General features: G+C 64.6%; 24 protein-coding genes and 4 pseudogenes. 10 read left to right on the top strand and 18 right to left on the bottom strand.

Going from position 1 to position 22,033, the window contains the following annotated elements; genetic code table 11:
• Positions 1–8 precede the first annotated feature (8 nt).
• The 6 genes and pseudogenes from NG697_RS15050 (at position 9) to NG697_RS15030 (ending at position 3,896) form a co-directional block, all read left to right on the top strand.
• Entirely contained in the window at positions 9–569 is a 561-nt protein-coding gene (locus NG697_RS15050; RefSeq protein WP_308293096.1) for a TraM recognition domain-containing protein, read from the top strand.
• Between the two features lie 427 nt (positions 570–996).
• Complete coding sequence (locus NG697_RS15045; RefSeq protein WP_308293094.1) at positions 997–1,263, top strand: SHOCT domain-containing protein; 267 nt, start codon at positions 997–999, stop codon at positions 1,261–1,263.
• Positions 1,263–1,631: pseudogene (locus tag NG697_RS21190) on the top strand (multicopper oxidase domain-containing protein); the annotation flags it as partial. The gene NG697_RS15045 and the pseudogene NG697_RS21190, both read left to right, overlap by 1 nt.
• A 112-nt stretch (positions 1,632–1,743) precedes the next feature.
• Positions 1,744–2,742, top strand: a complete 999-nt coding sequence (locus NG697_RS15040) for a multicopper oxidase family protein (protein ID WP_308293093.1) — start codon at positions 1,744–1,746, stop codon at positions 2,740–2,742.
• Between the two features lie 55 nt (positions 2,743–2,797).
• A complete protein-coding gene (locus NG697_RS15035; protein ID WP_252614574.1) occupies positions 2,798–3,208 on the top strand; it encodes a DUF302 domain-containing protein in 411 nt (136 codons plus the stop codon).
• 481 nt (positions 3,209–3,689) lie between these two features.
• Positions 3,690–3,896, top strand: a complete 207-nt coding sequence (locus tag NG697_RS15030; protein ID WP_252602501.1) for an SHOCT domain-containing protein — start codon at positions 3,690–3,692, stop codon at positions 3,894–3,896.
• A 295-nt stretch (positions 3,897–4,191) separates the two neighbouring features.
• Here NG697_RS15030 and NG697_RS15025 read toward each other — a convergent pair whose 3' ends face one another.
• Positions 4,192–4,458, bottom strand: a complete 267-nt coding sequence (locus tag NG697_RS15025) for an SHOCT domain-containing protein (RefSeq protein WP_252602453.1) — start codon at positions 4,456–4,458, stop codon at positions 4,192–4,194.
• Between the two features lie 715 nt (positions 4,459–5,173).
• Here NG697_RS15025 and NG697_RS15020 point away from each other — a divergent pair.
• On the top strand, positions 5,174–6,757 hold the full coding sequence (locus NG697_RS15020) for an SHOCT domain-containing protein (RefSeq protein ID WP_252614573.1): 1,584 nt from the start codon (positions 5,174–5,176) through the stop codon (positions 6,755–6,757).
• 267 nt (positions 6,758–7,024) lie between these two features.
• Here the strand turns inward: NG697_RS15020 and NG697_RS15015 are convergent, their stop codons facing one another.
• The 3 genes from NG697_RS15015 to NG697_RS15005 form a co-directional block, all read right to left on the bottom strand.
• Positions 7,025–9,019, bottom strand: a complete 1,995-nt coding sequence (locus NG697_RS15015) for an ABC1 kinase family protein (RefSeq protein WP_252614572.1) — start codon at positions 9,017–9,019, stop codon at positions 7,025–7,027.
• A 227-nt stretch (positions 9,020–9,246) separates the two neighbouring features.
• A complete protein-coding gene (locus NG697_RS15010) occupies positions 9,247–9,681 on the bottom strand; it encodes a rhodanese-like domain-containing protein (RefSeq protein ID WP_252610780.1) in 435 nt (144 codons plus the stop codon).
• 218 nt (positions 9,682–9,899) lie between these two features.
• Complete coding sequence (locus NG697_RS15005; RefSeq protein WP_252610778.1) at positions 9,900–10,142, bottom strand: DUF4158 domain-containing protein; 243 nt, start codon at positions 10,140–10,142, stop codon at positions 9,900–9,902.
• A 68-nt stretch (positions 10,143–10,210) separates the two neighbouring features.
• Here NG697_RS15005 and NG697_RS15000 point away from each other — a divergent pair, with 68 nt between their 5' ends.
• Positions 10,211–10,621: a DUF302 domain-containing protein gene (locus tag NG697_RS15000; protein ID WP_252614571.1), complete on the top strand. Its 411-nt coding sequence runs from the start codon at positions 10,211–10,213 to the stop codon at positions 10,619–10,621.
• 19 nt (positions 10,622–10,640) lie between these two features.
• Here NG697_RS15000 and NG697_RS14995 read toward each other — a convergent pair.
• Positions 10,641–11,312 (bottom strand): annotated as a pseudogene (locus tag NG697_RS14995) (alpha-amylase family glycosyl hydrolase); the annotation flags it as partial.
• A 293-nt stretch (positions 11,313–11,605) separates the two neighbouring features.
• Here NG697_RS14995 and NG697_RS14990 point away from each other — a divergent pair.
• A complete protein-coding gene (locus NG697_RS14990; protein WP_252610774.1) occupies positions 11,606–12,433 on the top strand; it encodes a putative protein N(5)-glutamine methyltransferase in 828 nt (275 codons plus the stop codon).
• 802 nt (positions 12,434–13,235) lie between these two features.
• Positions 13,236–13,499 carry a DM13 domain-containing protein gene (locus NG697_RS14985; protein ID WP_252600668.1) on the top strand — a complete coding sequence of 88 codons (264 nt, stop codon included), beginning with the start codon at positions 13,236–13,238 and terminating at the stop codon, positions 13,497–13,499.
• 149 nt (positions 13,500–13,648) lie between these two features.
• On the opposite strand, the gene NG697_RS14980 is transcribed toward NG697_RS14985, so the two are convergent.
• The 13 genes and pseudogenes from NG697_RS14980 to NG697_RS14940 all read right to left on the bottom strand — a co-directional run bounded on the left by NG697_RS14980 (position 13,649) and on the right by NG697_RS14940 (position 22,009).
• Positions 13,649–14,152, bottom strand: a complete 504-nt coding sequence (locus tag NG697_RS14980) for a hypothetical protein (protein ID WP_252600667.1) — start codon at positions 14,150–14,152, stop codon at positions 13,649–13,651.
• A gap of 111 nt (positions 14,153–14,263) precedes the next feature.
• Positions 14,264–14,530 carry a GlsB/YeaQ/YmgE family stress response membrane protein gene (locus NG697_RS14975; protein ID WP_252600666.1) on the bottom strand — a complete coding sequence of 89 codons (267 nt, stop codon included), beginning with the start codon at positions 14,528–14,530 and terminating at the stop codon, positions 14,264–14,266.
• Positions 14,531–14,664: 134 nt separating this feature from the next.
• On the bottom strand, positions 14,665–15,498 hold the full coding sequence (locus NG697_RS14970; RefSeq protein WP_252614570.1) for an aldo/keto reductase: 834 nt from the start codon (positions 15,496–15,498) through the stop codon (positions 14,665–14,667).
• Between the two features lie 28 nt (positions 15,499–15,526).
• The gene (locus tag NG697_RS21385; protein ID WP_374209934.1) at positions 15,527–16,609 is read right to left on the bottom strand and encodes a rhamnogalacturonan lyase family protein; all 1,083 of its coding nucleotides are present in this window, start codon (positions 16,607–16,609) and stop codon (positions 15,527–15,529) included.
• An 84-nt stretch (positions 16,610–16,693) separates the two neighbouring features.
• On the bottom strand, positions 16,694–16,966 hold the full coding sequence (locus tag NG697_RS21380; RefSeq protein WP_374209937.1) for a hypothetical protein: 273 nt from the start codon (positions 16,964–16,966) through the stop codon (positions 16,694–16,696).
• Entirely contained in the window at positions 16,963–17,097 is a 135-nt protein-coding gene (locus NG697_RS21375) for a hypothetical protein (protein WP_374209936.1), read from the bottom strand. The genes NG697_RS21380 and NG697_RS21375 overlap by 4 nt, the downstream gene beginning before the upstream one ends.
• A 79-nt stretch (positions 17,098–17,176) precedes the next feature.
• Positions 17,177–17,221: pseudogene (locus NG697_RS21370) on the bottom strand (hypothetical protein); the annotation flags it as partial.
• Positions 17,222–17,370: 149 nt separating this feature from the next.
• Positions 17,371–17,610, bottom strand: a pseudogene (locus NG697_RS21365) (rhamnogalacturonan endolyase family protein); the annotation flags it as partial.
• 205 nt (positions 17,611–17,815) lie between these two features.
• Positions 17,816–18,859 (bottom strand): SDR family oxidoreductase, encoded by a 1,044-nt coding sequence (locus NG697_RS14960; RefSeq protein ID WP_252610769.1) that lies wholly within the window; start codon positions 18,857–18,859, stop codon positions 17,816–17,818.
• A complete protein-coding gene (locus NG697_RS14955) occupies positions 18,853–19,824 on the bottom strand; it encodes an aldo/keto reductase (RefSeq protein ID WP_252610767.1) in 972 nt (323 codons plus the stop codon). The genes NG697_RS14960 and NG697_RS14955 overlap by 7 nt, the downstream gene beginning before the upstream one ends.
• 90 nt (positions 19,825–19,914) lie before the next feature.
• Complete coding sequence (locus tag NG697_RS14950; RefSeq protein WP_252600662.1) at positions 19,915–20,736, bottom strand: aldo/keto reductase; 822 nt, start codon at positions 20,734–20,736, stop codon at positions 19,915–19,917.
• A 253-nt stretch (positions 20,737–20,989) separates the two neighbouring features.
• Positions 20,990–21,199 (bottom strand): dodecin, encoded by a 210-nt coding sequence (locus NG697_RS14945; RefSeq protein WP_252600661.1) that lies wholly within the window; start codon positions 21,197–21,199, stop codon positions 20,990–20,992.
• Between the two features lie 105 nt (positions 21,200–21,304).
• Positions 21,305–22,009 (bottom strand): FadR/GntR family transcriptional regulator, encoded by a 705-nt coding sequence (locus NG697_RS14940; protein ID WP_252610765.1) that lies wholly within the window; start codon positions 22,007–22,009, stop codon positions 21,305–21,307.
• Positions 22,010–22,033 lie beyond the last annotated feature (24 nt).

The raw sequence follows: 22,033 nt of genomic DNA, 5'->3' as shown, positions 1-22,033 counted from the left end.
CAGACCCCGTGCCGGGGCAGTTTCCCCCCAAACTGCCCCGGCGCGGCCCCCAACCTGAACCGGCCGTATCTGTAACGACATATGAGGAGCAGGCTCATGAGCTCTACCCACGCGGTTACCGTCCCGCCCCACCGTCCTGGTCACAGGGCGTTGAACTGTGGGGAGAGGCGAACATGCGGAAAATCTGGTCGGCCGCCAACGTCAGGGTCTACGGCGGCGGCGTGGCCGAAGAAGTCTTTCTCCGGGCACTCTCGGACCTGATCGGGGATTACAGCTACACCAACGTCTCCATCTCGCCCGGCAAATCAGGCTCCAGCCGCTCCCGGCAGGAAGGTAAGGAGCGCGTCTTCGATGTCCCCAACCTCGCGGAACTCGACCGGGGCCGCGCCGTGGTCCTTGCCTCCGGTGCACCGGCCACGCTGGTCCGGACCCTGCCCTGGTACACCGGAACCCACAAGGAAGCTGTAGAGGCGTCCATCAAGACCTACAGCCCCCGCCCTGAAGGACCGACCATACCGGCGGAACCGGCGGCAGCTGAGCCGGCGGCCAATCCCTGGGTCACGACGTAGGAGGTTCTGAGATGAACAGCGATATCGGACTCTTCAGCACAGCTCCCGCTCCCGGCGACACAGAGAGGGGTGGCTTGTGAATTGGTAAATTATCCGACGTTAGTCCTGTCGGAGGTTGGCCTTAACCGACGTCCACGGGGCAAGTATTGGTTCTTGCGCACTCTTTTGGATCCGCTGTGACGAGCGCGGTTTTAGCGACCGCTGTACTGGTCCCACCTTCGACTGGCCGCGACCACCGGCACGGAGGGCGGGCTTTCGCTGACATGTTCGGTGAAAGTGGCATGTGGCCGGCTTTGATTGGCTCTGTACGCCGAAGCGCTGACGCTGCGGCCTGGTGATCGACTTACCCCAGGGGGTATATTGCGATAGGCTCAAAAAGAAGGAAAGGCCGGACGGGCCGTGGACGGGGCTGCAGGAGCGGAGAAGGATGATGTTGGGTGGCTTTGGGTCCGGGATGGGTTCGGCGTGGCTGTTCTGGCTGCTCCTGCTGATCGGCATCGTCCTGTTGGGGACTCTTGCTGTGCGGTTTTTCTTTGGGGGCAGGAACCGTGGGGGAACCGGCCGCGGGGAGGCCCCGGACCGGTCCGGTCCAGGAGGCACTGCCCGGCGGATCTTGGATGAACGGTATGCCCGGGGGGAGCTGAGCACGGAGGAATACGCCGAACGGCTCAGAGCCCTCGCGGACGGGACCTGATGGACCCGATGAACAGGCGAACGGCCCTTATCTTGGGCGGTGCGGGGGCCGCAGCCGCCATGGCGGGCGCGGCAGGATTGCTGTGGGGCCAAGGCTCAGGATTCCAGTCCGCCGGTGGGCAGGACCTGAGTGAACCCGAGGCCCTGTACAGTGCCGATGGCCGGCTTCAGGTGAAGCTTTCAGCAGCCCTGGGCCAGGTTCGGATCGCGGGCAGGGATGCCAATGCGCTGTCCTATAACGGGTCCGTGCCCGGCTCCACCCTGTTCCTGCGGCCCGGGGACCGTGTGAATGTGATGCTGGAGAACAGGCTGGGGGATCCGACCAACCTGCACGTCCATGGGCTGCACGTCTCCCCGCAGGGCAACAGCGACAATGCGCTGGTCTCGGTTGAACCGGGAACGTCCTTTGAGTATGAGTACCGGCTGCCGGCGGACGGCCCCTCCGGGCGTGTACTGGTACCACCCGCATCGCCACGGAAGTGTGGCCGACCAGATCTTCGGCGGCCTGTACGGGGCGATCATCGTCCAGGACCCCCAGCCCGTGCCGGTCAGCCGGGAACGGGTCCTGGTCATCTCCGACATCTCCCTCACCGGTGGCGGTTCCATCGCCGCCGTCTCGGCGATGGAGAAAATGATGGGCCGGGAAGGTGCCCTGGTGCTGGTCAACGGGCAGCTGAACCCGGTCCTGGCCGCCCGGCCGGGCGAGCGTGAACGGTGGAGGGTCATCAATGCCTGCACATCCCGGTACCTGAAACTGCGCCTGGACGGCCAGTCCCTGCAGTTGCTGGGTCTGGATTCGGGCCGCTACCAGAGTCCCCGGGACGTCGAGGAGGTGCTGCTGGCCCCGGGCAACCGGGCGGACCTGCTGGTCACCGCCGCCGCCGGGACCGCCGTGCTGCGCACCTTACCCGTGGACAGGGGAAGCATGGTGGGATCCATGATGGGCGGCAACAACGGAGGCGGACAGTCCCCGGCCGGCCCGGACGGGACGGTCCTGGCCACCTTCGCCGTTGCCGGCGCACCGGCCGCCGCGCCGGGACCGGTCCCGGCGCAGCCCGTGCCGCGGGACCTGCGTTCCCTGGCGGTCACCGCGCACCGGGAACTGGTCTTCGCCATGGGTATGGGTATGAACAGCGGCGGCATGGGCTCGGGGTTGATGAGCTTCACTATCAACGGCAGGCCGTTCGACCCGGCCCGGGTCGACACGACCGTCCCCGCCGGCGCCGTCGAGGAATGGACCCTGCGGAACACAAGTCCGATGGATCACCCGGTGCACCTGCACGTGTGGCCGATGCAGATCATCGAACAGGCCGGCAGGCCCGTGGACACTCCCATGTGGCAGGACGTGGTTAACGTCCCGGCCCGCAGCAGCGTCCGGGTCCGAATCGCCTTCGATGACTTCACCGGCAAAACCGTCTACCACTGCCACATCCTCGACCACGAGGACAGTGGCATGATGGGCCTGATCGAAGCCCGGTAGCACGGCGACCCGCAGCCCTCTGCAAAAATCAGAAAACCGATGAAGGAGTACCACAATGAGCTACGCACACACCATCACCGTCGCCCTGCCCTACGCAGAGGCAGTAACCCGGTCCCGTGAAGCCCTCTCCGGTCAGGGATTCGGCGTGCTGTCCGAAATCGATGTCCGCGCCACCTTCGAGGCCAAGCTCGGGTCCGACGCCGGGCAGGGCCTGGGCGACTACCTCATCCTGGGCGTCTGCAACCCTGCCTTGGCGCAGAAAGCTCTCGCGGCGGACCCGGACATGGGTCTGCTGCTGCCCTGCAACGTCGTCATCAGACGTGGACCGGACACCGGCACCACCGTCATCCAGACCATCGACCCGCAGACCATGGTCCAGCTCAGCGACGCGCCGGCCGTCTCCGAGGTCGCCTCGGACGCCGATCAGCGGCTCCTCGCGGCCCTGAAGGAACTCGAAACCGCCTGAGACCCGGCCAACGTGCGGCGACCGGCCGGCCGCGGAGAGCGACTGCGGTGGAACGCGTTACGGCCCTGGAGCCTGCCGGCCGCGGTGCCAGCGGGATTATTCACAGGACGCCCGGCTCAGCCGGGGCCTTGTTGGCGGGCGTCACCGGGCTGCTGAGTTACCGTCCGGCCAATCAGCGTAGCACGGGGTCCAGGTTCGCGGGCGGCGACGAACGAACCCCGGCGACGCTGTCCACCGGCGCGCGCGTCCCCGGCCTCGCCTGTCAGGGGACCAAATCCGAAGCCGCGGACGTCCACGAAGCGGTCCACTCAAAGTAGCCATGAGATATGGGGAACCGGTTGAGGACCTTGGACCCTGTTCCGTGGGCTAGGGAGGCGATAGCCTCCAACCACAGGCTGGTCAGCACATAGGCACGGTACGGGACGGAGTCAGGATGTATGGATGGGACGGGAACGGCTGGGGTGTAGGTGCCTGGGTGGCGATGGTACTGATGATGTTGGTGTTCTGGGGAGGGGTGGTCACCGTCGTCGTTCTCCTGCTTCGGCGCACCCCTCCGCATGAAGGACCCGGCCCCGTGCGGCCCCCGCACTACGACGCGGAGCGTATTCTGCACGAACGATTCGCCCGCGGCGAGATCGACGAAACGGAATACACCGCCCGCCGCTCCGCACTCCGGCATCCTGAATGAAACCCGTCCCGCATCGCGGGCAGGTCATTTTCGGGGTCTCTATCACCCTCATCATGACGGCCCTGTCGGTCGGCGTCGTCGGCCTTGGTCGGGGCGACTGCCGGCGGCACCGGATTCCGGTCCCGTCAGACCTCTGCGGCACCTGATCTTCCAGGGCGGGTCGTGAACGTCTCCTGACGAAAATGGGGCACCAGTCCACCCGGGGTGGCCCGAAGCTGGCCTTCCGGCCAGGTAAGAATACCGCGCAGGCCGAGAAGCCGGCTGGAGTACCCGCCGACGGGGGTATCCGGCGCCGCTACGGGCCCCCGCCGAGGACGCGGAGACGTTCCTGGTACTCCTGTGCGCTCAGTTCGCCGCGCGAGTACCGCTCAGCGAGGATCCCGCGGGCACCCCCGGGGGTTTCGGCGGCCCCGATGTCCGTGTCTCGGGGTTCCTGAGCGTTGTTCTGGCCGCTGTTCTCTCCGGCGGCACGGACACTGCGGATGATGACCCAGAGGAGGGCGCTGGCCATCAGCAGGCCGATGGCCCACCACCAGCCCATGCCGAGCCCGCCACCCATCATGATTCGTACGTCCTTTCACGGGCCGGCCCGAACATCTCTGGCGTACCGGCTCTTGCGCAAGATATCATCCGCCGGGGCCCCGGTACAGAGCCGCTCTTGACTGACCACGGGGCCCGTGCAGCCGCATGTGAGGAATTGTCGGAGAACTACCCTTGCGTTATGGCGTCCCGGCTGTGCCGCCGGCCCGATCGGGCAAGGCGCACGCACAGGCTCTGGGCCGGGTCTCAGGCGCCGGTGCACGGTCACCGGCAAGCTGACCCAGGGGTTGCCCGCCGCGGTACTGCTGAAGGCCACCTCCGGGGCCGATCTTCTGGTCGTGGGTACCCGCCGGACGCGGGGCCGCGCCAGGTCAGGAAGCTCCGCGTCCCGGGCCCATGGCTGCTGCGGGACCACCAGTGTCTCTGAGCGCGCTCTGGCAGATGTGTGGATGCCCTGATTATTGCTCTCGTCCCTGGCCTGAACATACCGCCGGGAGTCGTCCTCGGGTCCGGCGGCACGGCCGGGCGCAGCAGTCATATTTCCACGCGGATCCGAACAGGGCGCCGCCCGGGGCCAGAGTTCGTGATACACCCCCTGGGGTATGTTGGCGTAGTCTGGAACCAGACGGCTGCGGAGTAGGGCCGGTTGAAGGAGGCACCCCATGATGGGTGGGTACGGGTCCGGTATAGACGTGTCCTGGCTATTCTGGTTACTCCCGGTCGCGGTCGCTGTTCTAGTGGCGGCTCTCGCGGCCCGGGCATTGTCCGGTGGCACCCGCCGAAGAGGAACGGGATCAGCACCGGGGCAGAACCGTAACGCCGCGGACAGGAGCAACGCACGTCGGATCCTCGATCAGCGCTACGCCGGCGGCGAGCTGGACACGCAGCAATACCGCGACCGGTTGGTGCTGCTTACCGGCCCGGGGATACAGCCGGAAAAACCGGGGATAAATCCACGCGACGGCGGCCCGGGCGATCAGCCAGCGGCGCCGAGCCTTCCGGAGCTGAAACAACGGGCCGTGTCGCTGCTGATAGCAGCCGACGACGCCGTGCGCTCCGGCCAGCAGGAAGCAGGATTCGCGCAGGCCCAGTTCGGGGATGTTTCCGTTGCGCCCTATGCGAAGGCCCTCGCCAATGCCAAGTCAGACCTGAGCGAGTCCTTCAAACTCCAGCAGCAGCTGGACGACGCGATCCCGGCCACCGAGGAGCAACAGTGGGCATCGTATACCGAGATCATCAGCCGCTGCGAGTCGGCCAACCATGCCCTGGCCGAACAGAAAGTCTCCTTCGACTCCCTGCGTGAGCTCGAAAAGAACGCACCACAGGCACTCGAACTGCTCCGGGCCGGACGGGCCGAGGCAGCGGCCAAGGTAGCGGACGCTGAGCATGCCATGACCGGGCTGCGCGCACGGTACTCCGACGCGGCGGTGGCCCCGGTCTCGGACAACATAGCCCAGGCCCGGGAACGGTTGAAATTTCTGGACACCGCCGCGCAGACCGCACAGCAGAAGCTCACGGAGGCTGACCCGGGCGCCGCGGCTATCGCTGTCCGTGCTGCCGAAGAAGGCCTGCACCAGACCAACGTGCTGGTTAACGCCATCGGCAAGGTCTCGCACGACCTGGACTCCGCCCGGACCAATCTCGACCCCGCGGTGCAGGACGCCGCCCAGGACCTCGCCCAGGCCAAGGCCACCATGGCGGCCGGCCAGCACACCGACCTCGCCGGCCCCGTCGCAGGCGCCGAGGCGGTCCTGAACCAGGTGCAACAGCAGCTACAGTCAGGAAGGATCGACCCGATCGCCGCGCTGCAGCGCATGGAAGCGGCGCGCCAAGGCCTGGATCAGGCCCTCTCCGGGGTCCGGAACCAGCAGGATCAGGCGCGGCGCGCCGGGCAGGCTCTCCAGCAGGCCATCATGAATGCACAGGCCCGGATCTCGGTTGCCTCGGACTACATTGCCGCCCGCCGCGGCGGTGTGGGACCCGGGGCCAGGACACGCCTGGCCGAAGCGCAACGCAATCTGGACACCGCGCTCTCCATCCAGCAGAGGAATCCTGGATCTTCCCTGACCTACGCGCAGCAGGCCGGGGTTCTGGCATCCCGGGCGGCAGAGCTCGCGCGGTCCGATGTGCAGGGCTTCGGCGGCCTGGACAACCGCGGCTATGGCGGCGGCATGTTCGGGAGCCGTGGGTGCGGCGGGGGCCTCGGGGGAGCCGTGCTGGGCGGAATTCTGATCGATTCGATCCTGCGCGGCGGACACGGCGGCGATTCCGGTAACGGCGCCGGCTGGGATGGAGACTCCGGGAGCGGCGACAGTCTCTGATCCGTCATGTCCTGGTTCATTTCGGTGCGTCGATGTCACCGGTTCCGCCGGTCGCCCGTGGTGCCCCGGGGCAGGGGTGCCCCACGGGGCCTTCTCTTTCCTGGTAACTGACAGGGCAGCCCGTGGGCGCAGTCGATTGCCCGGCTTGGTGCCGCGCAACAAGCCCTCGCCGGCTCGACGCCGACGCGGACGTCCGGTTGCGTGGGGCATTGAAGGATCTGGATTCCTCCGGGAGGAGGTGGTTGGACCGGGATCCGCTGAAGGGCTCTATTCCAGAGGAGGTCCGGGGTTTCTTTTGAATACCAGCACTAATGCGCGCAGGGCCAGTACAAACGCCGCAAACAGCATGGCGAATCCCAAAAAGCCATAGAACGGGACCGTGGGCGTCAGCATGGGTCCTGTGCTGCTGGTGATCAGCAGGATGGCTCCGAGGGTCGCGGCGCCGGCCAGGAGTGTCGTATTCAGCTGCTTTACAATTTCAGTGAAGAAGCCCCGGTCAGTCTTGTTCGCAACGGTGCGGATGTTCACGGAAAATCGGCCCTGTTCCAGATCCTCGGTGATCCTGTCGATTCGCCGTGGGAGTCGTTGCAGCACAGGCAAGACCATGAGCAGCTGTTTCTCCAGGTTCTCCCTTAGCGAATCTTTCGTGAATTCGGCCGCCAGAATTTCCCGGCTGTCCGCCCGCGCGCTGGCGACCATGTCGAAGTCGGGGCTGATTAGCGACAGGGTGCCCTCCAGGGTCGCCATGGCACGGAAGGTGGCGGCGATCGGTGCTGGGACCGCCACACCGTGACCGGTGATAAGGGTGATCAGGGCTGTGAACATGCTGGTGCTTCCGGCCCCTCCAAAGCCCGTGCGGTACCGCATGATCACGAGCCCGACGTCACGCTCGAATCGGCGTTCGTTGAACGCCTCCGGGCGCTCGATCAGGTCAAGGAGGGCATCGGCGGCAGCGACCGCGTTTTTGGTGTCGACGGCATGCAACAGCATCATCAAGGACCGTTGAGTCGTCTGGTCCAGCCGGCCGATCGAACCGAAGTCCAGCATCCCCAGGCCGCCATGTTCATCGACAACGATGTTTCCCGGGTGCAGATCGGCGTGAAACACTCCGGCCACCATGATCTGATGGAGCACGGCCTTGAATAGTTTCTCAGCAGCGTTCCTGCGCACGTCGCTGCCCAACGAGTTCAGCATCTCTGCTGCTTCCCCGACAGGCGTGCCGGCCAGCCTGCTCATGACCAGCAGCTGGGGTGTCGAATAGTCCGTGCAAGCGGACGGGACGGCAATCTTCCCGCCGTCGTAGGAGGCCATAATCGCGCCAACGATGCGCATATTGTCCAGTTCCACCCGGTAGTCGAGTTCCTCCCCCAACGCGACGGTAAACGCCTCCGCTAAACGATAGACACCCAGTGAATGGCCCCACGGCGTCGCTTTGTTCAGCCAGCGGGCCAGCCGGAGAATGATTTCGATGTCCGATTCGACCTGCGCCCTCGCCCCCGGGCGCTGGATCTTCACCACGACGTCGCCACCGTCGAGCAATCTTGCCAGATGCACCTGGGCGATGGACGCGGAAGCCAGAGGGACTGGGTCAATATGCTCGAAAACCTCGGAAACGGGCCGGGCCAGGCCCGCGGCGATGGCCGGCTCAATATCGTGCCACGGCTCGGGTTCGGCCCGTGTCTGCAACGCGGACAATTCGACGACGAATTCCTCCGGTATCAAATCGGTGCGTGCGGACAGCATCTGCCCGAGTTTGATAAACGTCACGCCGGCCTCGGTGAGCGCCAGAGTGAGGGACCGGGCAACGCGGGTGTGCCCTGCGTGCGGATCGGATCCGCGATGGCCCCGGATGTATGCCCCCAAACCGTGCCTGGCCGCGATGCCAATCACCTGCGTGTACCGTTTGGCCCGGTGGCGCCTGGCCTTCCAGCCCCGCAGCCACACGGATATCCGGGGAAGCGTGCCGGTCGGAACAGCGAGCTCCAGAACGACAAGGGCCGCAACTCCCAGCGCGAATATCCATGCTGCCGCCAAGCCCATGAACAACAGGGCCATTGGCGAGGGAAAGGCCAATACCTGATTCTGCGGAAGTCCGGCATAGTCCAGAACGAAACTGATGTTGGCGCGCAGGCCCAGAATCACCAACAGGCCAATCAGCGCAGAACGGGGCCATCCGATTGGCACACCGAGTACCCTCCGGGCAGCGATAGCGACCAGGAATGCCTCAAGGATGATGAAGATGAAGATGACGGTGTTAATCATGGAAAGTCCCCTTGTCCACCGGCCGAGTCAAATGCGCGGAATGCTCCACAAGGCCGCCCGGTGCCATCGTTGCGACCGCCGTTACACGGGCTGCCGGTCTCCCGTCAAGCACCGGCACGGCAGCGGCGACACCGGCCACAGACGCGAGTAAGGTTCAGGCTCTGACCCCGGTAGCGCCCCGTGCGCGGTGTCGCCATTGACCTCGGTGCTGTGACAGGCACAGGCGGTCACGTGACCCGTTCCGTGGGCATGGCCAGGGTGACCCAGTCGTGCAATCCGCCTCGGTAATACGCCAGAGCGGAGGCCGGATACCCGGTTTCCACCAGCGCCCGGACAGCCGCCGGGGACTGCGGGCACTGCGGGCCGTTGCAGAAGAACACGCTCAGCCTCGAAAGGTCGAGTTGATCCCTGAAATCCAGGATCCGGTCGTGGGGGATGTTGACTGCGCCTGGAATCGTGACCCCGCCCCGGGAATCAGGCACGCGGCCGTCAATCAGGACCGCGCCGCCGCTGATCTGCTCCAGGAGTTCGAGCTCGCCGAGGGTGACCACCCCGGGCGCGCACTGCAGCGGCTGCAGCTCTCCCCAACTCGTGTCCACCACCACCAGATCCGGTTCGCCCCCCACCTCCCGGGGCACGCTGGCCGGATCCTGAGGACGCATTCTCGACATTCGCTTTATTACGGCTGGTTCGACTCCCATGCTCCCACCCTAACGCCGCCGGGCGCGCCGCCGCGGTAGCATTCCACCCCGGCGTCGGCGGTGGAAACCTTTCGAGGCATAAACGATCGTTCGCAAGACACTCCAGGGCATGTCTGAAAAGGCGCGGAAACACAGAGCTCATTTTGTAATATTTGCCGTGTACTCGCCTATGTAACGTTCTACCCGGTTAGAAGCGGTTGGAACATCCACGGGATCATCCAGGAAGGCACCCAGATGACGTTACGGGTCACAAGCTGGAGTCCGAACCCGAGCCGGTTGTGGTCGCCTCGCCGCTTCGCCACCATCTCGCGGTCCAAGTCATCGAGGAAGAAAAACCGCTCCAGCACCGACTGTTCCGGAGCGTCATGCGCATACCGCCCGTACGCCGCCTCTTCGGCAGCCGTTAAATATTCACCAGCCATGCTCTCTCAACGATCGACGCTAGCAATCGTTGCGGTCGGATTGATCCTTAGCGCTACTTTTCCGCGGGGTGGTCCTCGACCCCCTGTCCTGGGAGGACGCTGTCCAGCGCACCCGTGAGGCGCTCGGGGAACAGGACTTCGGCATACTCACGGAAATCGACGTCCGGGCCACCTTTGAGTCAAAGCTTGGAACCGACGCCGCCGACGCCGTCGGTGACTATGTAATCCTTGGCGCCTGCAACCCCGCCTTGGCCAGCCGCGCCCTCCCGGCCGAACCGGAACTCGGTGCGCTGCTTCCCTGCAACGTCGTTGTCCGACGAAGCAAGAACGCACGCGTAACCACCATCGAAGCCATCGACCCCCAGACAATGGTCGAGCTCAGCGTCAGCCCCGCCGTTCGGGAGGTCGCGGACGACGCTGATGCGCGACTTCGCAAAGCCCTGGCCCGGATCGGTGACGCGAAGGAAATCTCCGCCTGATCAGAGCGTAGGCACTTGCAAAGTGCAGAGAAGTCTTGGCATCAAGCTCCGGGAAATCCTTCGACCCTGCGAAGTCGCGGTCGTCGAACGCCACACCCGCCGCGGTCTTATACGGCTCGGCGTCCTTGGAAACGTAGGTCTTGCGGGCGCCCTCTTCGTAGCCGATCACGTCCGCGGTGTGGTTGGTGATGATGTCGAAGTACACCTTAATGCCACGCGAGTGGGCTTCGTCGATGAGGGCCTTCAACTCGTCGTTGGTTCCCAGATGGGGGTCGATCTGGGTGAAGTCGGTGATCCAGTAGCCGTGATAGCCGGCCGAATTGTCCTCGGGCTGCACCGCCTTGTTCTTGAAGCTGGGCGTGAGCCAGATGGACGTGGTGCCGAGGCCCTGGATGTAGTCGATCTTGTCGAGCAGCCCGGCCAGGTCGCCGCCGTTGTAGAAGCCCTTTTTCGTCGGGTTGAAGCCGGACACTATGGGGTCGCTGCCCAGGCCGCCGTAGTCATTGCTTGTGTCACCGTTGCTGAAGCGGTCGGCCATCACAAAGTAGAAATTCTCGTCCGTCACCGGGGCTCGGAGGGAGTGATGGGCCGACGACGACCCCGGGTCTTTCGGGCCCGGCGCCGCGTGCGCCGGGAGGACGGAAATGGAAGCGACCAGGGCTGCGGCGAGCAGTCCCAGCCATGTTGTCAGCGGGTTGTTGAGGCGTTGTCTGCGGGTGCGTGTGTTCACGTCAGGAGACCTTCCTGGTAGCGGCGTTGCTGTACAGGCTGCTGTGGAGTTGCGAGTGGGGCGGCATCAGTTGGCGGTCAGATACGCGGTCGCGAGGGCAGTCGAGGAACGATCGCCAGGTGAACCACGGCACACTGTAAGCGCTTGCACTGAATAAATCCAGTCTTTTTAGATAGGCGGCCAGGGCTACCTTCGCGTACATTCAGAGGCGGGCGACGGCGCTCGGCGCCCATCGGATTGCGGAAGGTGTACCCATGTCAGCCACTGAATTGGATGTTGAGTCCCTTGCTGGGATCGCTGAGCGGCTTCGCTCGGCCGGGTGCGTCTTTGCGGAGGAGGAAGCCCGGCTTCTCCTCGCCGCGGTGTCCGGCCCGGCCGAAATCGCTGCGGCGGTGGACCGGCGCGTTGCCGGGTACCCGCTGGAGCACATCCTGGGCCGGGCCGCGTTCTGCGGACTCCGGATTGAGCTCGATGCTGGGGTTTTTGTTCCGCGCCGCCGCACCGGGCTCTTGGTGAGTGAGGCCGCAGCCCTGCTCTCGGCGGACCCGAAGCGGAAGCACCGGGAGAGTTCGGAGCCCGCCGTTGTTGTGGACCTGTGTTGCGGGTCCGGTGCGGTGGGGGCCGCCATCGCCTTCTGGATTCGGGGGCTGGAACTCCATGCGGCGGACATTGACCATGCCGCGGTGGCCTGCGCCCGCCGGAACATTGGCCGCGTCGGTGGCGAGGTCCACCAGGGCGACCTGTTCGATGCGCTACCGCGCGCCATCAAGGGACGGATCCGTGTTCTGGCTGTCAACGCACCCTATGTCCCCACCGGTGCAATAGATTCCATGCCCCACGAAGCACGTGAGCATGAACCGTTTTGGTCGCTCGACGGCGGCGCTGACGGACTCGAATTCCACCGCCGCATCGCTGCCGAGGCCAACGAATGGCTGCGGCCCGGCGGGAATCTCATCATCGAAACCAGCGAGCGGCAGGCCGCAGGGACGGCGTCGATCCTGGCGAGTGCGGGCTTCGCGGTCCGGACCGTCCGCTCGGAAGAACTGGACGGCACCGTTGTAGTCGGCCGGGCCCGACTTTAGTAGTGGGTGGATGACTGCCGTTAAGTCCGGCGAGAACCGAATCTGCTCGTAGCAGTAGTCCAGGATCATTTTTAAGATGAAAGGGAGCAGTTCAAAAAGCAAGCTCCCTTTTCAATCTCGGGACCCTAGGACTTTGATTTTCCCCTGCGGATCTCGAAGAACTTACCTGAGTCCAGAGCGCCCGGCTTGGCCTTGTTGGCTTTGGACCACCGTGGGACTAGCAGATGTAGGTTGAGACGTACCCCAAGACCGCAGCGTACGATCCGGCAATACCCGCCAGGATGCCTACCTGAGCGCCTGTAAGTAGGAATCCAGCAATCACCACGCTTCCGCCGCCAGTTACCGCGGCCAGCACAAATAGGGCACCCGCGCCCAGGATGCGAGTCCTCCCGATCGATTCAAGATGTGGGGATGTTGAAAATGATCAAGAAAACTTCAAAAATTGCTATGGGATCAGCACTGTGCCTTGGACTCCCTGTGGGAGGTGCAGGCGTAGCCAACGCTGCTCCGGCTTCTGCTGCATCCCCGTGCACCAAGCCTTCAGTCTTGCACGACCTGTGACGCTGGAGTCAAATGACTTTATTCAACTAGTCACGCCTGAAGGGTGGCGAAACCGGCCCTGCTGGTGCCCCCTTCAGGCACGGGTCGCATGCGATCACGCCCTTAGTCAGACGATGGTCCCCGCTCTGCTTGTTGGCATAGAACAGGGACTTTCCGGAAACACCTAGTGGGATCCTGAACGATTCGGATGTGGTCAGGCAGTGCGAGAAGTAGCGTCTTTGTCTGGCTCGCGCGGTGATCCATGGCCGGGTGGTTGCGGCGCCGGCAGCGTTCACCGAGGCCATCGCCGCAGCCAGAACAGCGGCGGTATTGCCGCCGTCGCCCCAAAGACTTCAAACCCGGTTACGGCTGGTCCGTTGCATCGGTCAGCGGCCTGATCAAGGGAAATCAGGGCAATCAGGTTTACCAGATTCCCGCCGACGTTGACCTGTCGAAGTACCCGTCAGTTGACCTGTGGTGCGTTCAGTTCAGCGTGTCATTCGGTGCTGCCGAGCTGGTCACCTGAGACGGCATCTGGCAATAACCTGAGGCGTGGCTGGCCGCCGCGTCCCCCAAGGAGCGCGGCGGCCAGCAACGACCATTTTTAGCACAATTTCAACGTGGCTTCCGTGTCACACGGCGAATCCTGCGTAACGTCCCGGCAACGATCCCCGATCATTCCCGTCGGGGGTCAACGTTCGTGGCTGCGCCGGCAGCAGTGGCGCCGCCTTCACCGGACCAGTCCTGGCCCTGGTTGTCATTGAACGCGGGGTCTGACTCAACGTCCGATGTCCCCAGGTTCACCGTTTCCGGGTGCGTGCTGTGGGCGGGGACGTGATCGCCCACAGCGGCACTGCCAACCGCAGCGGTGCCGGGGGCACCCACCGAGGCGCCGGCGTCGGACGTTTTGGACTTGCTGGTGCCGGACGCGGCGTCGGGGTGGATGGCCGAGCCGATGACTGTGCCCGCCCGGCGCGCGGCCTCACCGAGCTGGTCCGCCACCTCGGGAGCCTTCTCCTTGATGGCCGAAGTGGCGGCACTGACCTTGTCCTGGACCGGCTTACTGTCCCAGATGCTCGCCGCCCTGGCCTTGAGCTTGTCGTACGCTGCCCGGCCGGACCGCGATCCCAGGACGTAACCTGCCGCGATTCCAATACCTAAAAGAAGTTTTGATTTCATAGTGAACTCCTGCTCGTTGAGAAGGTGTCAGTCCCCGATCAGCTTGGCCGGGGGAATGAAAACCGGCCCCAGGATGTTGTCCCAGGGCCGGTTTTCATGCCGGTGACGAAGCTAGCTGCGGACGCTCCGCTTCGTGACCATGCTGTAAACCAGCAGCACGATGATCGAGCCTGCGATCGCGAGCAGCCAGGTCTGCAGCGAGAAGAACTCCTGCAGGCCGGTACCGAAAATCATTCCGCCGAGCCAGCCGCCGAGGAACGCACCGACAACGCCCAGAATGAGGGTGATGATCCAGCCGCCACCCTGCTTGCCCGGAAGGATCGCCTTAGCGATCGCGCCGGCAATAAGGCCAAGAATCAAAAATGCAAAGAAACCCATTTTGTCGTTCCTTCTTCCTACATCAGGGAGGTCCCCGGATCCCGGGTACGCTTCAATCCCTCTGCCCCAATACTAATCATGCTTAGTTTATTTTCGCCACTCCGAATCTCCATGGAAAGCCTGTTCGGGCCCGCTCAGTGGCCTGTCGCGTCCGAATCGTTTCCGGCGCCGGGCCCCTCGTCCAGGATGGCAAGTTCCGCGAGATCCTGCCGATCCAGGGAGAAATCGAAGATGTCCAGGTTTTCCCGCATCCGCTCGGGATCGCCTGATTTTGGAATGACTACAAGTCCTTGCTGAATATGCCAGCGCAGCACCAGTTGGGCGGGCGTTTTATCGTACTTTTCTCCGAGTTGGGCCAGAAGTGGAGCACCCAGGAGTCTGGCTCCGGAGCCGCCCAGCGGACTGTACGATTCGGTGACGATTCCGTGCCGGGCATTGAACTCGCGGTCGGCCACGCGGGTGATCGCCGGGCTCAGCTGGATCTGGTTCACGGCCGGCACCACGCCGGTTTCGGCCAGCAGCCGTTCCAGGTGGGCCGGTTTGAAGTTGGAGACGCCGATGGACCGGACTTTGCCCTCCGCCTGCAGCCGCTCAAACGTCCTCCACGTCGAGACGAAATCATCACGCGCAGGGAGCGGCCAGTGGATCAGCAGCAGGTCCACGTAGTCCAGCCCCATGCGTATCAGCGACCCCTCCAGCCCCGCCACCGCGCGGTCCTGGCCTTGAAACTGGCCGTCCAGCTTGGTGGTGACGAAGATTTTGCCCCGGTCCACCCCGCTGGCGCGGATGCCGTTCCCAACACCTTCCTCATTGCCGTACTTCACTGCCGTATCGATGTGCCGGTATCCGGCTTCCAGGGCATGTACGACGGCGGCAGTCACCTGTTCGTCGTCCAGCGGCCAGGTGCCGAGCCCCAGCTGCGGGATGCCGTGGCCGTTATTGAGCGTGATGAGCGGTGAGAGAGTCATTTCAACAGTCTGCCGTGCTTTCGCCTTCCTAGCCTTCGAACGCCCGTAGAATATTTCCGGCCTGGTGGTCGAGTACTGTTCGCGCTACGTCGGATACCTGATCCGGCTTCTTTTGCTGGTCCAGGAACTTCACAAAGCGCTGGATGGCCTGTGCCGCCTGGGAGGCATCGCCGTCGTCCACTGCCTTCGCCGCCTGCTGAACACTCGCTGCCAGCTGCTTCGCGACCGGGCCCGCTAGATCGCCGGCCTCAACCAGGTCCTCCAATGCCTGCTGTATGGCCTTCACGCTGCCCGGGAGCCAAGCCGCTCGCAGCGGCACATCACCGAAGTGCATGTCCGAGGCCAGATAGAAGTCCGTGTACGAGGGCTGGTTGTACGTGGTGTTCTGCCGGGCCACCTCGGCGAGGTACTGCGGATCGTGCATAAGCGTGTAGAGCTTGTGGTTGGTCACTTCGGTGCTCAGGTACATCCGGAGCGCCGAGCTGTCCGCCGTCCGGACCAGCATTTCCTCCCGACAGTCACCCACCACGTCTGCAACGAGGCTCGGCGTGCCCTTGGTGCCGTTGTTGGTGCGCGTGTCCGTGGCGGTGAGCGGCCGGCCGCGCTTCCAGTCATCGATGGTGGGGGTCTGGTCCCCGGAGCCGTTGATGATCTGGGTTGTCATGTCGGCAGCCCATCTGATGCTCATGTTGGTGCCCGGCGAGGTCGCGGAGAGCTTGTCTCCGTCGGCCGACTGCATGCCAATGGCCCAGTTTTCGATGCCGGGGCGGGCCGGATCAATGTCCGTGACGTGCATGGCATCGCCGTGGCCCAGCCGGGCCTCCTCTCCCGGGGTGGCGCTGCCGGCCGGCATGGTGTCGGACGAGCTGTACAGCAGCGAACCGTCGTCGTCGATGGTGGCCGAGCCGTACACAATTTCCTGCTTGCCGTCACCGTCCACGTCGGAGGCGCTGAGGGAGTGGAAGCCCTGCGTGGTGAGGGTGCCGAACTCGGGGTCCGTGCCGTCCCGGCCGTGCGGGCTGTCCTTGAAGGGGTTGGTCATGGGCGCCCAGCCCGAGTCCACGTTCCACACCGGGGAGAGGTTGGCGCCGTCCCAGGTTGTAGGCGGCAAGTGTGCTGCGCGTGTAATAGCCGCGGGCAAACACGGCGGCGGGCTTCTTGCCATCCAAATATGCGACGCCGGCCAGGAACCTGTCTACGCGGTTGCCGGGTTCGATTCGGGGCCGGAACCGATGAAGCCCTCAAAGGCCCGCAACACGTTCCGGGCACTCCGGGCGGGCGCGTAGACATCCATGAAGTAGCCCGTCACCGCTTCGGCATCTGGCCGGGACAGCGGGTACTGGTACTGCGGGGCGATGCCGAAGGCTTCTTCCAGGGTGGCGGGCCAGTTGCCGGCCCTGACCTCGGGGTGGTCGCGCCAGCCCAGGAACGTGTCCACCATGTGCTGGTAGTAGTCGGCGGCGCTCATCCGTAATCGTCGGAGTTGGAATGGCCGGCGTCGAGGTCCTTCTGCAGCAGCGAGATGAAGGACTCTGCGCCCACGGAGCCGTCCGGATTGTAGGAGATGGTCTTGGTGCCCGGGGCTGTCTTGAACATCATTGGCGAACGTCCGTCGCCGTCGAAAATCGTTCACCAGCATCTGCGTGTAGTGGGCGCCGGACCGGATGTTGACGCCCAGGTCGATCCGGTGGAGCAGCGTGCCGTCGGCCTTGTAGGTGTCCACGTAGGTGTTGCCCGTGTAGTCGACCTGGGAGACGTCCTTGGAGTTGCCGCCCCACGAGGTGGCAGTGGCGCTCCGGTCCAGTTCAACGCCGCGACGACGGCACGCACGTCATATGCCGACGACGCGGTTCCGGCGGCGTCAAGGTAGTTCGTGCTGTCTGTGACTGTTGCGAGCTTCTGGCCGTCGCGGTACAAATTGAAGTCGGTGCCGGTGAGGCCTGTGGCGGACGAGCCGGTTGCTTCGTGGCCGAAGAGGCGCCAGCTCAGGAAGACGCCCTCGGATGTGCCGGCAGCACCCCCCCCGAGGTCCAAGTAATCCAGCTGTATGCCCGCATTGGCGGGCTTCGCGGAAGGCCCGACGGCGGCTGCCGGGGTGGTGAGGCAACCCACGGTCAGGGCAAGGCCCGCAGCTGTGGCCACCGAAAACGGCGCACGGATATCCTGCTCGGATTCATCAGTGAATCCTTTCAATTTTGGATTGGGAAAACGCTTCCCCAGTAACCTAGTGGGGATATGCGCCACAAATCAACCCTTGCGCCCGGCGAAAATCCCGAGTATTTAGAACGTTGTAAATGGCATGGCCGGGGCCGCGCCGTCAGTCCGCGGCCCTTCGCGCCCACTTGATCAGCCGATCACTCAGATCCATAAACGACTGGTCCACCACCTGAAGTTCCGGGTGGCTGTCATGCCAGTCAACGATCTCCCGGGTCCCGTCCGCGAACGGGATGGTAGCGGCAAAGCCAGGCACCAGGGCTTTGATCTTGGCGTTGTCGAACACCACCGAGTGGGCGCGGTCGCCCAGGAGGCTTGGACCCAGATGGGGGCTATGTCCGGCGCCGTGCGCGGCGATGGTTTCCGAAGATATGTGGACCAACTCGGGTTCGGCAACCCCGGCCGCCCGCGCAAACAGGCCGTAGATCTGGTTCCAGGGCAGGTACTCATCCGACGTGATGGTGTAGCTCTCGCCCACCGCCTGCGGCCTGCCGAGCAGTCCCACGAAGGCTTTCGCGAAGTCCCTGGCGTGCGTCACGGTCCAGAGCGAGGTGCCATCGCCGTGCACCATGATGGGCTGACCGGTGCGCATCCGGTGGATGTCTGTCCAGCCGCCCACCAGGCCCACCCTCGTGCGGTCGTACGTATGTGAGGGACGCACCACGGTGACCGGAAAATCATCTGCCCGGTACGCCTCGAACAAGAGGTCCTCGCACGCGATCTTGTCTCGTGAATACTGCCAGAACGGATTTTTCAGCGGAGTGGATTCCAGGATCGGCAGCCGGGTGGGCGGCTTCTGGTAGGCCGACGCGGTGCTGATGAACACGTACTGGCCGGTCCGGCCCCGGAACAGTTCCATGCCGGAGCGCGCCTGATCTGGAGTGAAGGCAATAAAGTCCGCAACGGCGTCGAACTCCCTGCCCTGCAGCACCGCCCGCACAGCGTCCTGGTCGCGGATGTCCGCGTGCAGGACCTCCGCGCCGTCCGGTACCGGCTTGCCTGATTGGCCGCGGTTGAGGATGGTCACCCGGTGTCCCAGTACGACGGCGCGTTCCGCCGCTGCGGCGCTGATTACCCCGGTGCCGCCCAGGAAGAGGATGCTCCGTGGTGCCACGGTGTCGGCCGCGGAATCCAATGGCTTCACCATGCGTAGTCTTCCGGTGCCGGCCGGTGGCCCGGGAAGATGTCGTCGAGCCGCTTGAGCGCGTCGGCGTCGAGCGTGACCTCCAACGCCCGGATGCCGGCGTCAAGCTGTTCCTGCGTGCGCGGCCCCACGATCGGTGCGGTGACAGCAGGCTGGTGAAGCAGCCACGCGAGCGCGATGTCGCCGGGTTCGTGCCCCAGCCCGTCCGCGAGATCCTCGAACTGCTGGATCTGGTCCCGGTGCTGCTTGAGCGTTTCTGCGGCGCGCCCTTCGGTGCGCCGGACGCCCGCGCGTTCCTTCTTCAGGACGCCGCCCAGCAGCCCGCCCTGGAGCGGCGACCACGGGATCAGGCCCAGGCCGTACTGCTGTGCGGCGGGGATGACCTCCAGCTCCACCTCGCGGCGGAACAGGTTGTAGATGGACTGCTCGCTGACCAGCCCGGTGTAGTTCCGGCGGCGGGCGGCTTCCTGTGCCTGGGCGATGTGCCAGCCCGCGAAGTTGCTGCTGCCCGAGTAGAGGATCTTGCCCTGCTGGACGGCCACTTCGATGGCCTGCCAGATCTCGTCCCAGGGCGTGTCCCTGTCAATGTGATGGAACTGGTACACGTCGATGTAGTCCGTCTGGAGGCGCTTCAGGCTGGCGTCCAGGGCGCGCCGGATGTTCAGCGCGGACAGCTTGGACTCGTTGGGGCGGTCAGTCATGGTGCCGTACAGCTTTGTAGCCAGGACGGTCCGTTCGCGCCGCTCGCCGCCCTTCGCGAACCAGCGGCCAATGATTTCCTCGGTCCAGCCCCGGTGCCCGCTGCCGCCATAGACGTTGGCTGTGTCGAAGAAGTTAATGCCGGCGTCCAGGGCGGAATCCATGATGCGGTGCGCGTCAGCCTCGTCGGTGTGCGGGCCGAAGTTCATGGTGCCCAGGCAAAGCCGGGAAACTTTCAGGCCCGAACGGCCCAGGTGCGTGTACTGCATACGGAGGGATCCTTCGCTGGTGGTTGGACGTGGCGGAACGCGGTGACCGAGCCTTCCGGAATCGGTGCCGGCAGGCTCGGTCAGCGTTGGCTACAGCTGTGTGAAAGCGGCGACGGCGGGATCGGAACCGATGCGCGCGCCCCGCTCAAGGGCGGTGATGGAGGCGAGCTCGTCGTTGGTCAAGGTCAGGGAAGCGGCCGCGAAGTTTTCGCGGATACGGGACGGGTTAACCGACTTGGGGATGACGATGGTGCCGGCGGCCAGGTGCCAGGCCAGGACCACCTGCGCCGTGGTGGCGTCGTGTGCCTTCGCAACGGCGGTGACGGCGTTTCCGTTGAGGTCCCCACCCTGGCCCAGCGGGCTGTAGGCCTCCACCGCAATCCCGAGGGCACGGCTTTTGGCGGCTAGTTTGACCTGCTGGTAGCTGGGGTGCAGTTCAATCTGGTTCACGGCGGGTACGACGTCCGCGGACTCGAGCAGGGTGTCCAGGTGGTCGGAGAGGAAGTTCGAGACGCCGATGGCACGGATCGCCTTGGCGGCATACAGGGCCTCCAGTTCCTTCCAAGCCTGGACGTAGAGGCCCTGTGACGGGACCGGCCAGTGGATGAGGTAGAGGTCCACGAAGTCAAGACCCAGCGCCTCGCGGGTGTCCTGGAATGCGTCCCAGGCCCGGCCCTGATCGCCGTTGCGGAGCTTGGTGGTCACGAAGATTTCCTCGCGCGGAATACCCGAGGCTGCGATGGCAGCGCCCACACCTGCTTCGTTGCGGTATCCGGCCGCGGTGTCGATGTGGCGGTAGCCGGCTGCCAGGGCATCCTCAACGATCCGCTGGGTGTCTTCCGGCGGAACCTGGAAAACGCCGAAGCCGAGCTGGGGGATAGTGACGCCGTTGTTCAGCGAGATTTCTGACATGGGTACTCCTCGTACTGCTGAAGGATGGTTCCTGGCTCGGGATGTCCGGCAGGAAACCGCTTCCGGGAACTGCTCCGGTACGAGCCTATGCACTTTCGCGCCGATAGTCAGTCCTTGACCGTGTCCCTGTTTTTCCTAGGACCGGCAGTCCTACCTTCGTTGTAGGAAGTGCCTGGCAGGGCCGTGCCGAATGGCTGAACAGTGATGGCCGCGCCCAAAGGACGCGGCCATCACTGTTCATACCTTGGAAGGGTCAGCCTTCGTGCCGGAAACCGAGCTTGATCCGCACCTGCCAGTCGGCAACCTTGCCGTCTTCGAGGTGGCCCCGGATTTCCTTGACCTCGAACCAGTCAAGGTTGCGCAGGGTCTTTGCGGCCTCGGTGATCCCGTTCCGGACGGCCGCGTCCACGCCTTCTTCGGAGGTGCCGACAATTTCAGTAATGCTGTACGTGTGGTTGGACAACTTCGCTCCTCGTGATCGCCTTCGATTCCCGGTTGCGGGCCGTCCTTGAACACTAGTGGCACTTCTCAGGCGTGGCCAGACCCAATACTACGGAGTGGACGCTGGTCAGGGAGCTTCGAGGACCAGGGTCTTGAGGTCATCCAGGGTCTGCTGCATGTGCAGGTCCATGGCTTCCCGCGACCGGCTCGGATCGCGCGATTCCAGCGCCTCGGCAATGTTCTGGTGGTGCCCGATGGCGTGCTCCTGGATGGTAGGCACGGCCGATGTTTCGGCCCGACGCTTTTCCAGAACCCGGTGCAGCGGCGCGAAAAGGACCGCCACAAAAACGTTCTCCGAGGCGCGCAGGATCAGGTCGTGGAATGCCAGATCAGCCTCCACGAAGGCGGCAATGTCGTTGACCTCATGGGCGGCCCGCATCGCCGCCACATGGCCGAACAGCGTCTGGATGTCGGCGTCGCTGATCCGTGCCGCCGCGAGTTCGCACGCCCCGGTTTCGAGCATTCGGCGCAGTTCAATGAGCTGCACGGAGGCGGCGGCTTCGTTCTGTCCCTCTGACGCGGCGCGCAGGACAGCTTCCAGCGAAGCCCAACGGTTCAACGGGTTAACGAACGTGCCGCGGCCGCGTTCCACGCTGAGGATCCGCTGCGCTTCCAGGGTTTTCATGGCCTCGCGCACCGTCATCCGGCTCACCTCGTGCCTGGCGCTGAGTTCCAGCTCGCCGGGCACGCTGGATCCGGGTGGAAAGTCCCCGGCAATGATCCGGTCCAGGAGTTCGTCGGCAACAACGCCCACCAGTGATTTCCGTGCCATATGTCCCCCTTGCGGCGTCGCCAG

Source organism: Pseudarthrobacter raffinosi (genome assembly GCF_023913835.1).
In the GTDB taxonomy this organism is placed as follows: Bacteria; Actinomycetota; Actinomycetes; order Actinomycetales; family Micrococcaceae; genus Arthrobacter; species Arthrobacter raffinosi.
The sequence above is the reverse complement of the archived record's forward strand: the minus strand, read 5'-3'. Positions and strand labels throughout refer to the sequence as shown.

Excerpts from the sequence above, each read along its gene's own strand:
- NG697_RS15045 (WP_308293094.1), top strand. The coding sequence starts at position 997 with ATGATGTTGGGTGGCTTTGGGTCCGGGATGGGTTCGGCGTGGCTGTTC.
- NG697_RS15035 (WP_252614574.1), top strand. The coding sequence starts at position 2,798 with ATGAGCTACGCACACACCATCACCGTCGCCCTGCCCTACGCAGAGGCA.
- NG697_RS15030 (WP_252602501.1), top strand. The coding sequence starts at position 3,690 with ATGGTACTGATGATGTTGGTGTTCTGGGGAGGGGTGGTCACCGTCGTC.
- NG697_RS15025 (WP_252602453.1), bottom strand. The coding sequence starts at position 4,458 with ATGATGGGTGGCGGGCTCGGCATGGGCTGGTGGTGGGCCATCGGCCTG.
- NG697_RS15015 (WP_252614572.1), bottom strand. The coding sequence starts at position 9,019 with ATGATTAACACCGTCATCTTCATCTTCATCATCCTTGAGGCATTCCTG.
- NG697_RS15010 (WP_252610780.1), bottom strand. The coding sequence starts at position 9,681 with ATGCGTCCTCAGGATCCGGCCAGCGTGCCCCGGGAGGTGGGGGGCGAA.
- NG697_RS15005 (WP_252610778.1), bottom strand. The coding sequence starts at position 10,142 with ATGGCTGGTGAATATTTAACGGCTGCCGAAGAGGCGGCGTACGGGCGG.
- NG697_RS14990 (WP_252610774.1), top strand. The coding sequence starts at position 11,606 with ATGTCAGCCACTGAATTGGATGTTGAGTCCCTTGCTGGGATCGCTGAG.
- NG697_RS14985 (WP_252600668.1), top strand. The coding sequence starts at position 13,236 with ATGGCCGGGTGGTTGCGGCGCCGGCAGCGTTCACCGAGGCCATCGCCG.
- NG697_RS14980 (WP_252600667.1), bottom strand. The coding sequence starts at position 14,152 with ATGAAATCAAAACTTCTTTTAGGTATTGGAATCGCGGCAGGTTACGTC.
- NG697_RS14975 (WP_252600666.1), bottom strand. The coding sequence starts at position 14,530 with ATGGGTTTCTTTGCATTTTTGATTCTTGGCCTTATTGCCGGCGCGATC.
- NG697_RS14970 (WP_252614570.1), bottom strand. The coding sequence starts at position 15,498 with ATGACTCTCTCACCGCTCATCACGCTCAATAACGGCCACGGCATCCCG.
- NG697_RS21380 (WP_374209937.1), bottom strand. The coding sequence starts at position 16,966 with ATGAGCGCCGCCGACTACTACCAGCACATGGTGGACACGTTCCTGGGC.
- NG697_RS21375 (WP_374209936.1), bottom strand. The coding sequence starts at position 17,097 with ATGATGTTCAAGACAGCCCCGGGCACCAAGACCATCTCCTACAATCCG.
- NG697_RS14960 (WP_252610769.1), bottom strand. The coding sequence starts at position 18,859 with ATGGTGAAGCCATTGGATTCCGCGGCCGACACCGTGGCACCACGGAGC.
- NG697_RS14955 (WP_252610767.1), bottom strand. The coding sequence starts at position 19,824 with ATGCAGTACACGCACCTGGGCCGTTCGGGCCTGAAAGTTTCCCGGCTT.
- NG697_RS14950 (WP_252600662.1), bottom strand. The coding sequence starts at position 20,736 with ATGTCAGAAATCTCGCTGAACAACGGCGTCACTATCCCCCAGCTCGGC.
- NG697_RS14940 (WP_252610765.1), bottom strand. The coding sequence starts at position 22,009 with ATGGCACGGAAATCACTGGTGGGCGTTGTTGCCGACGAACTCCTGGAC.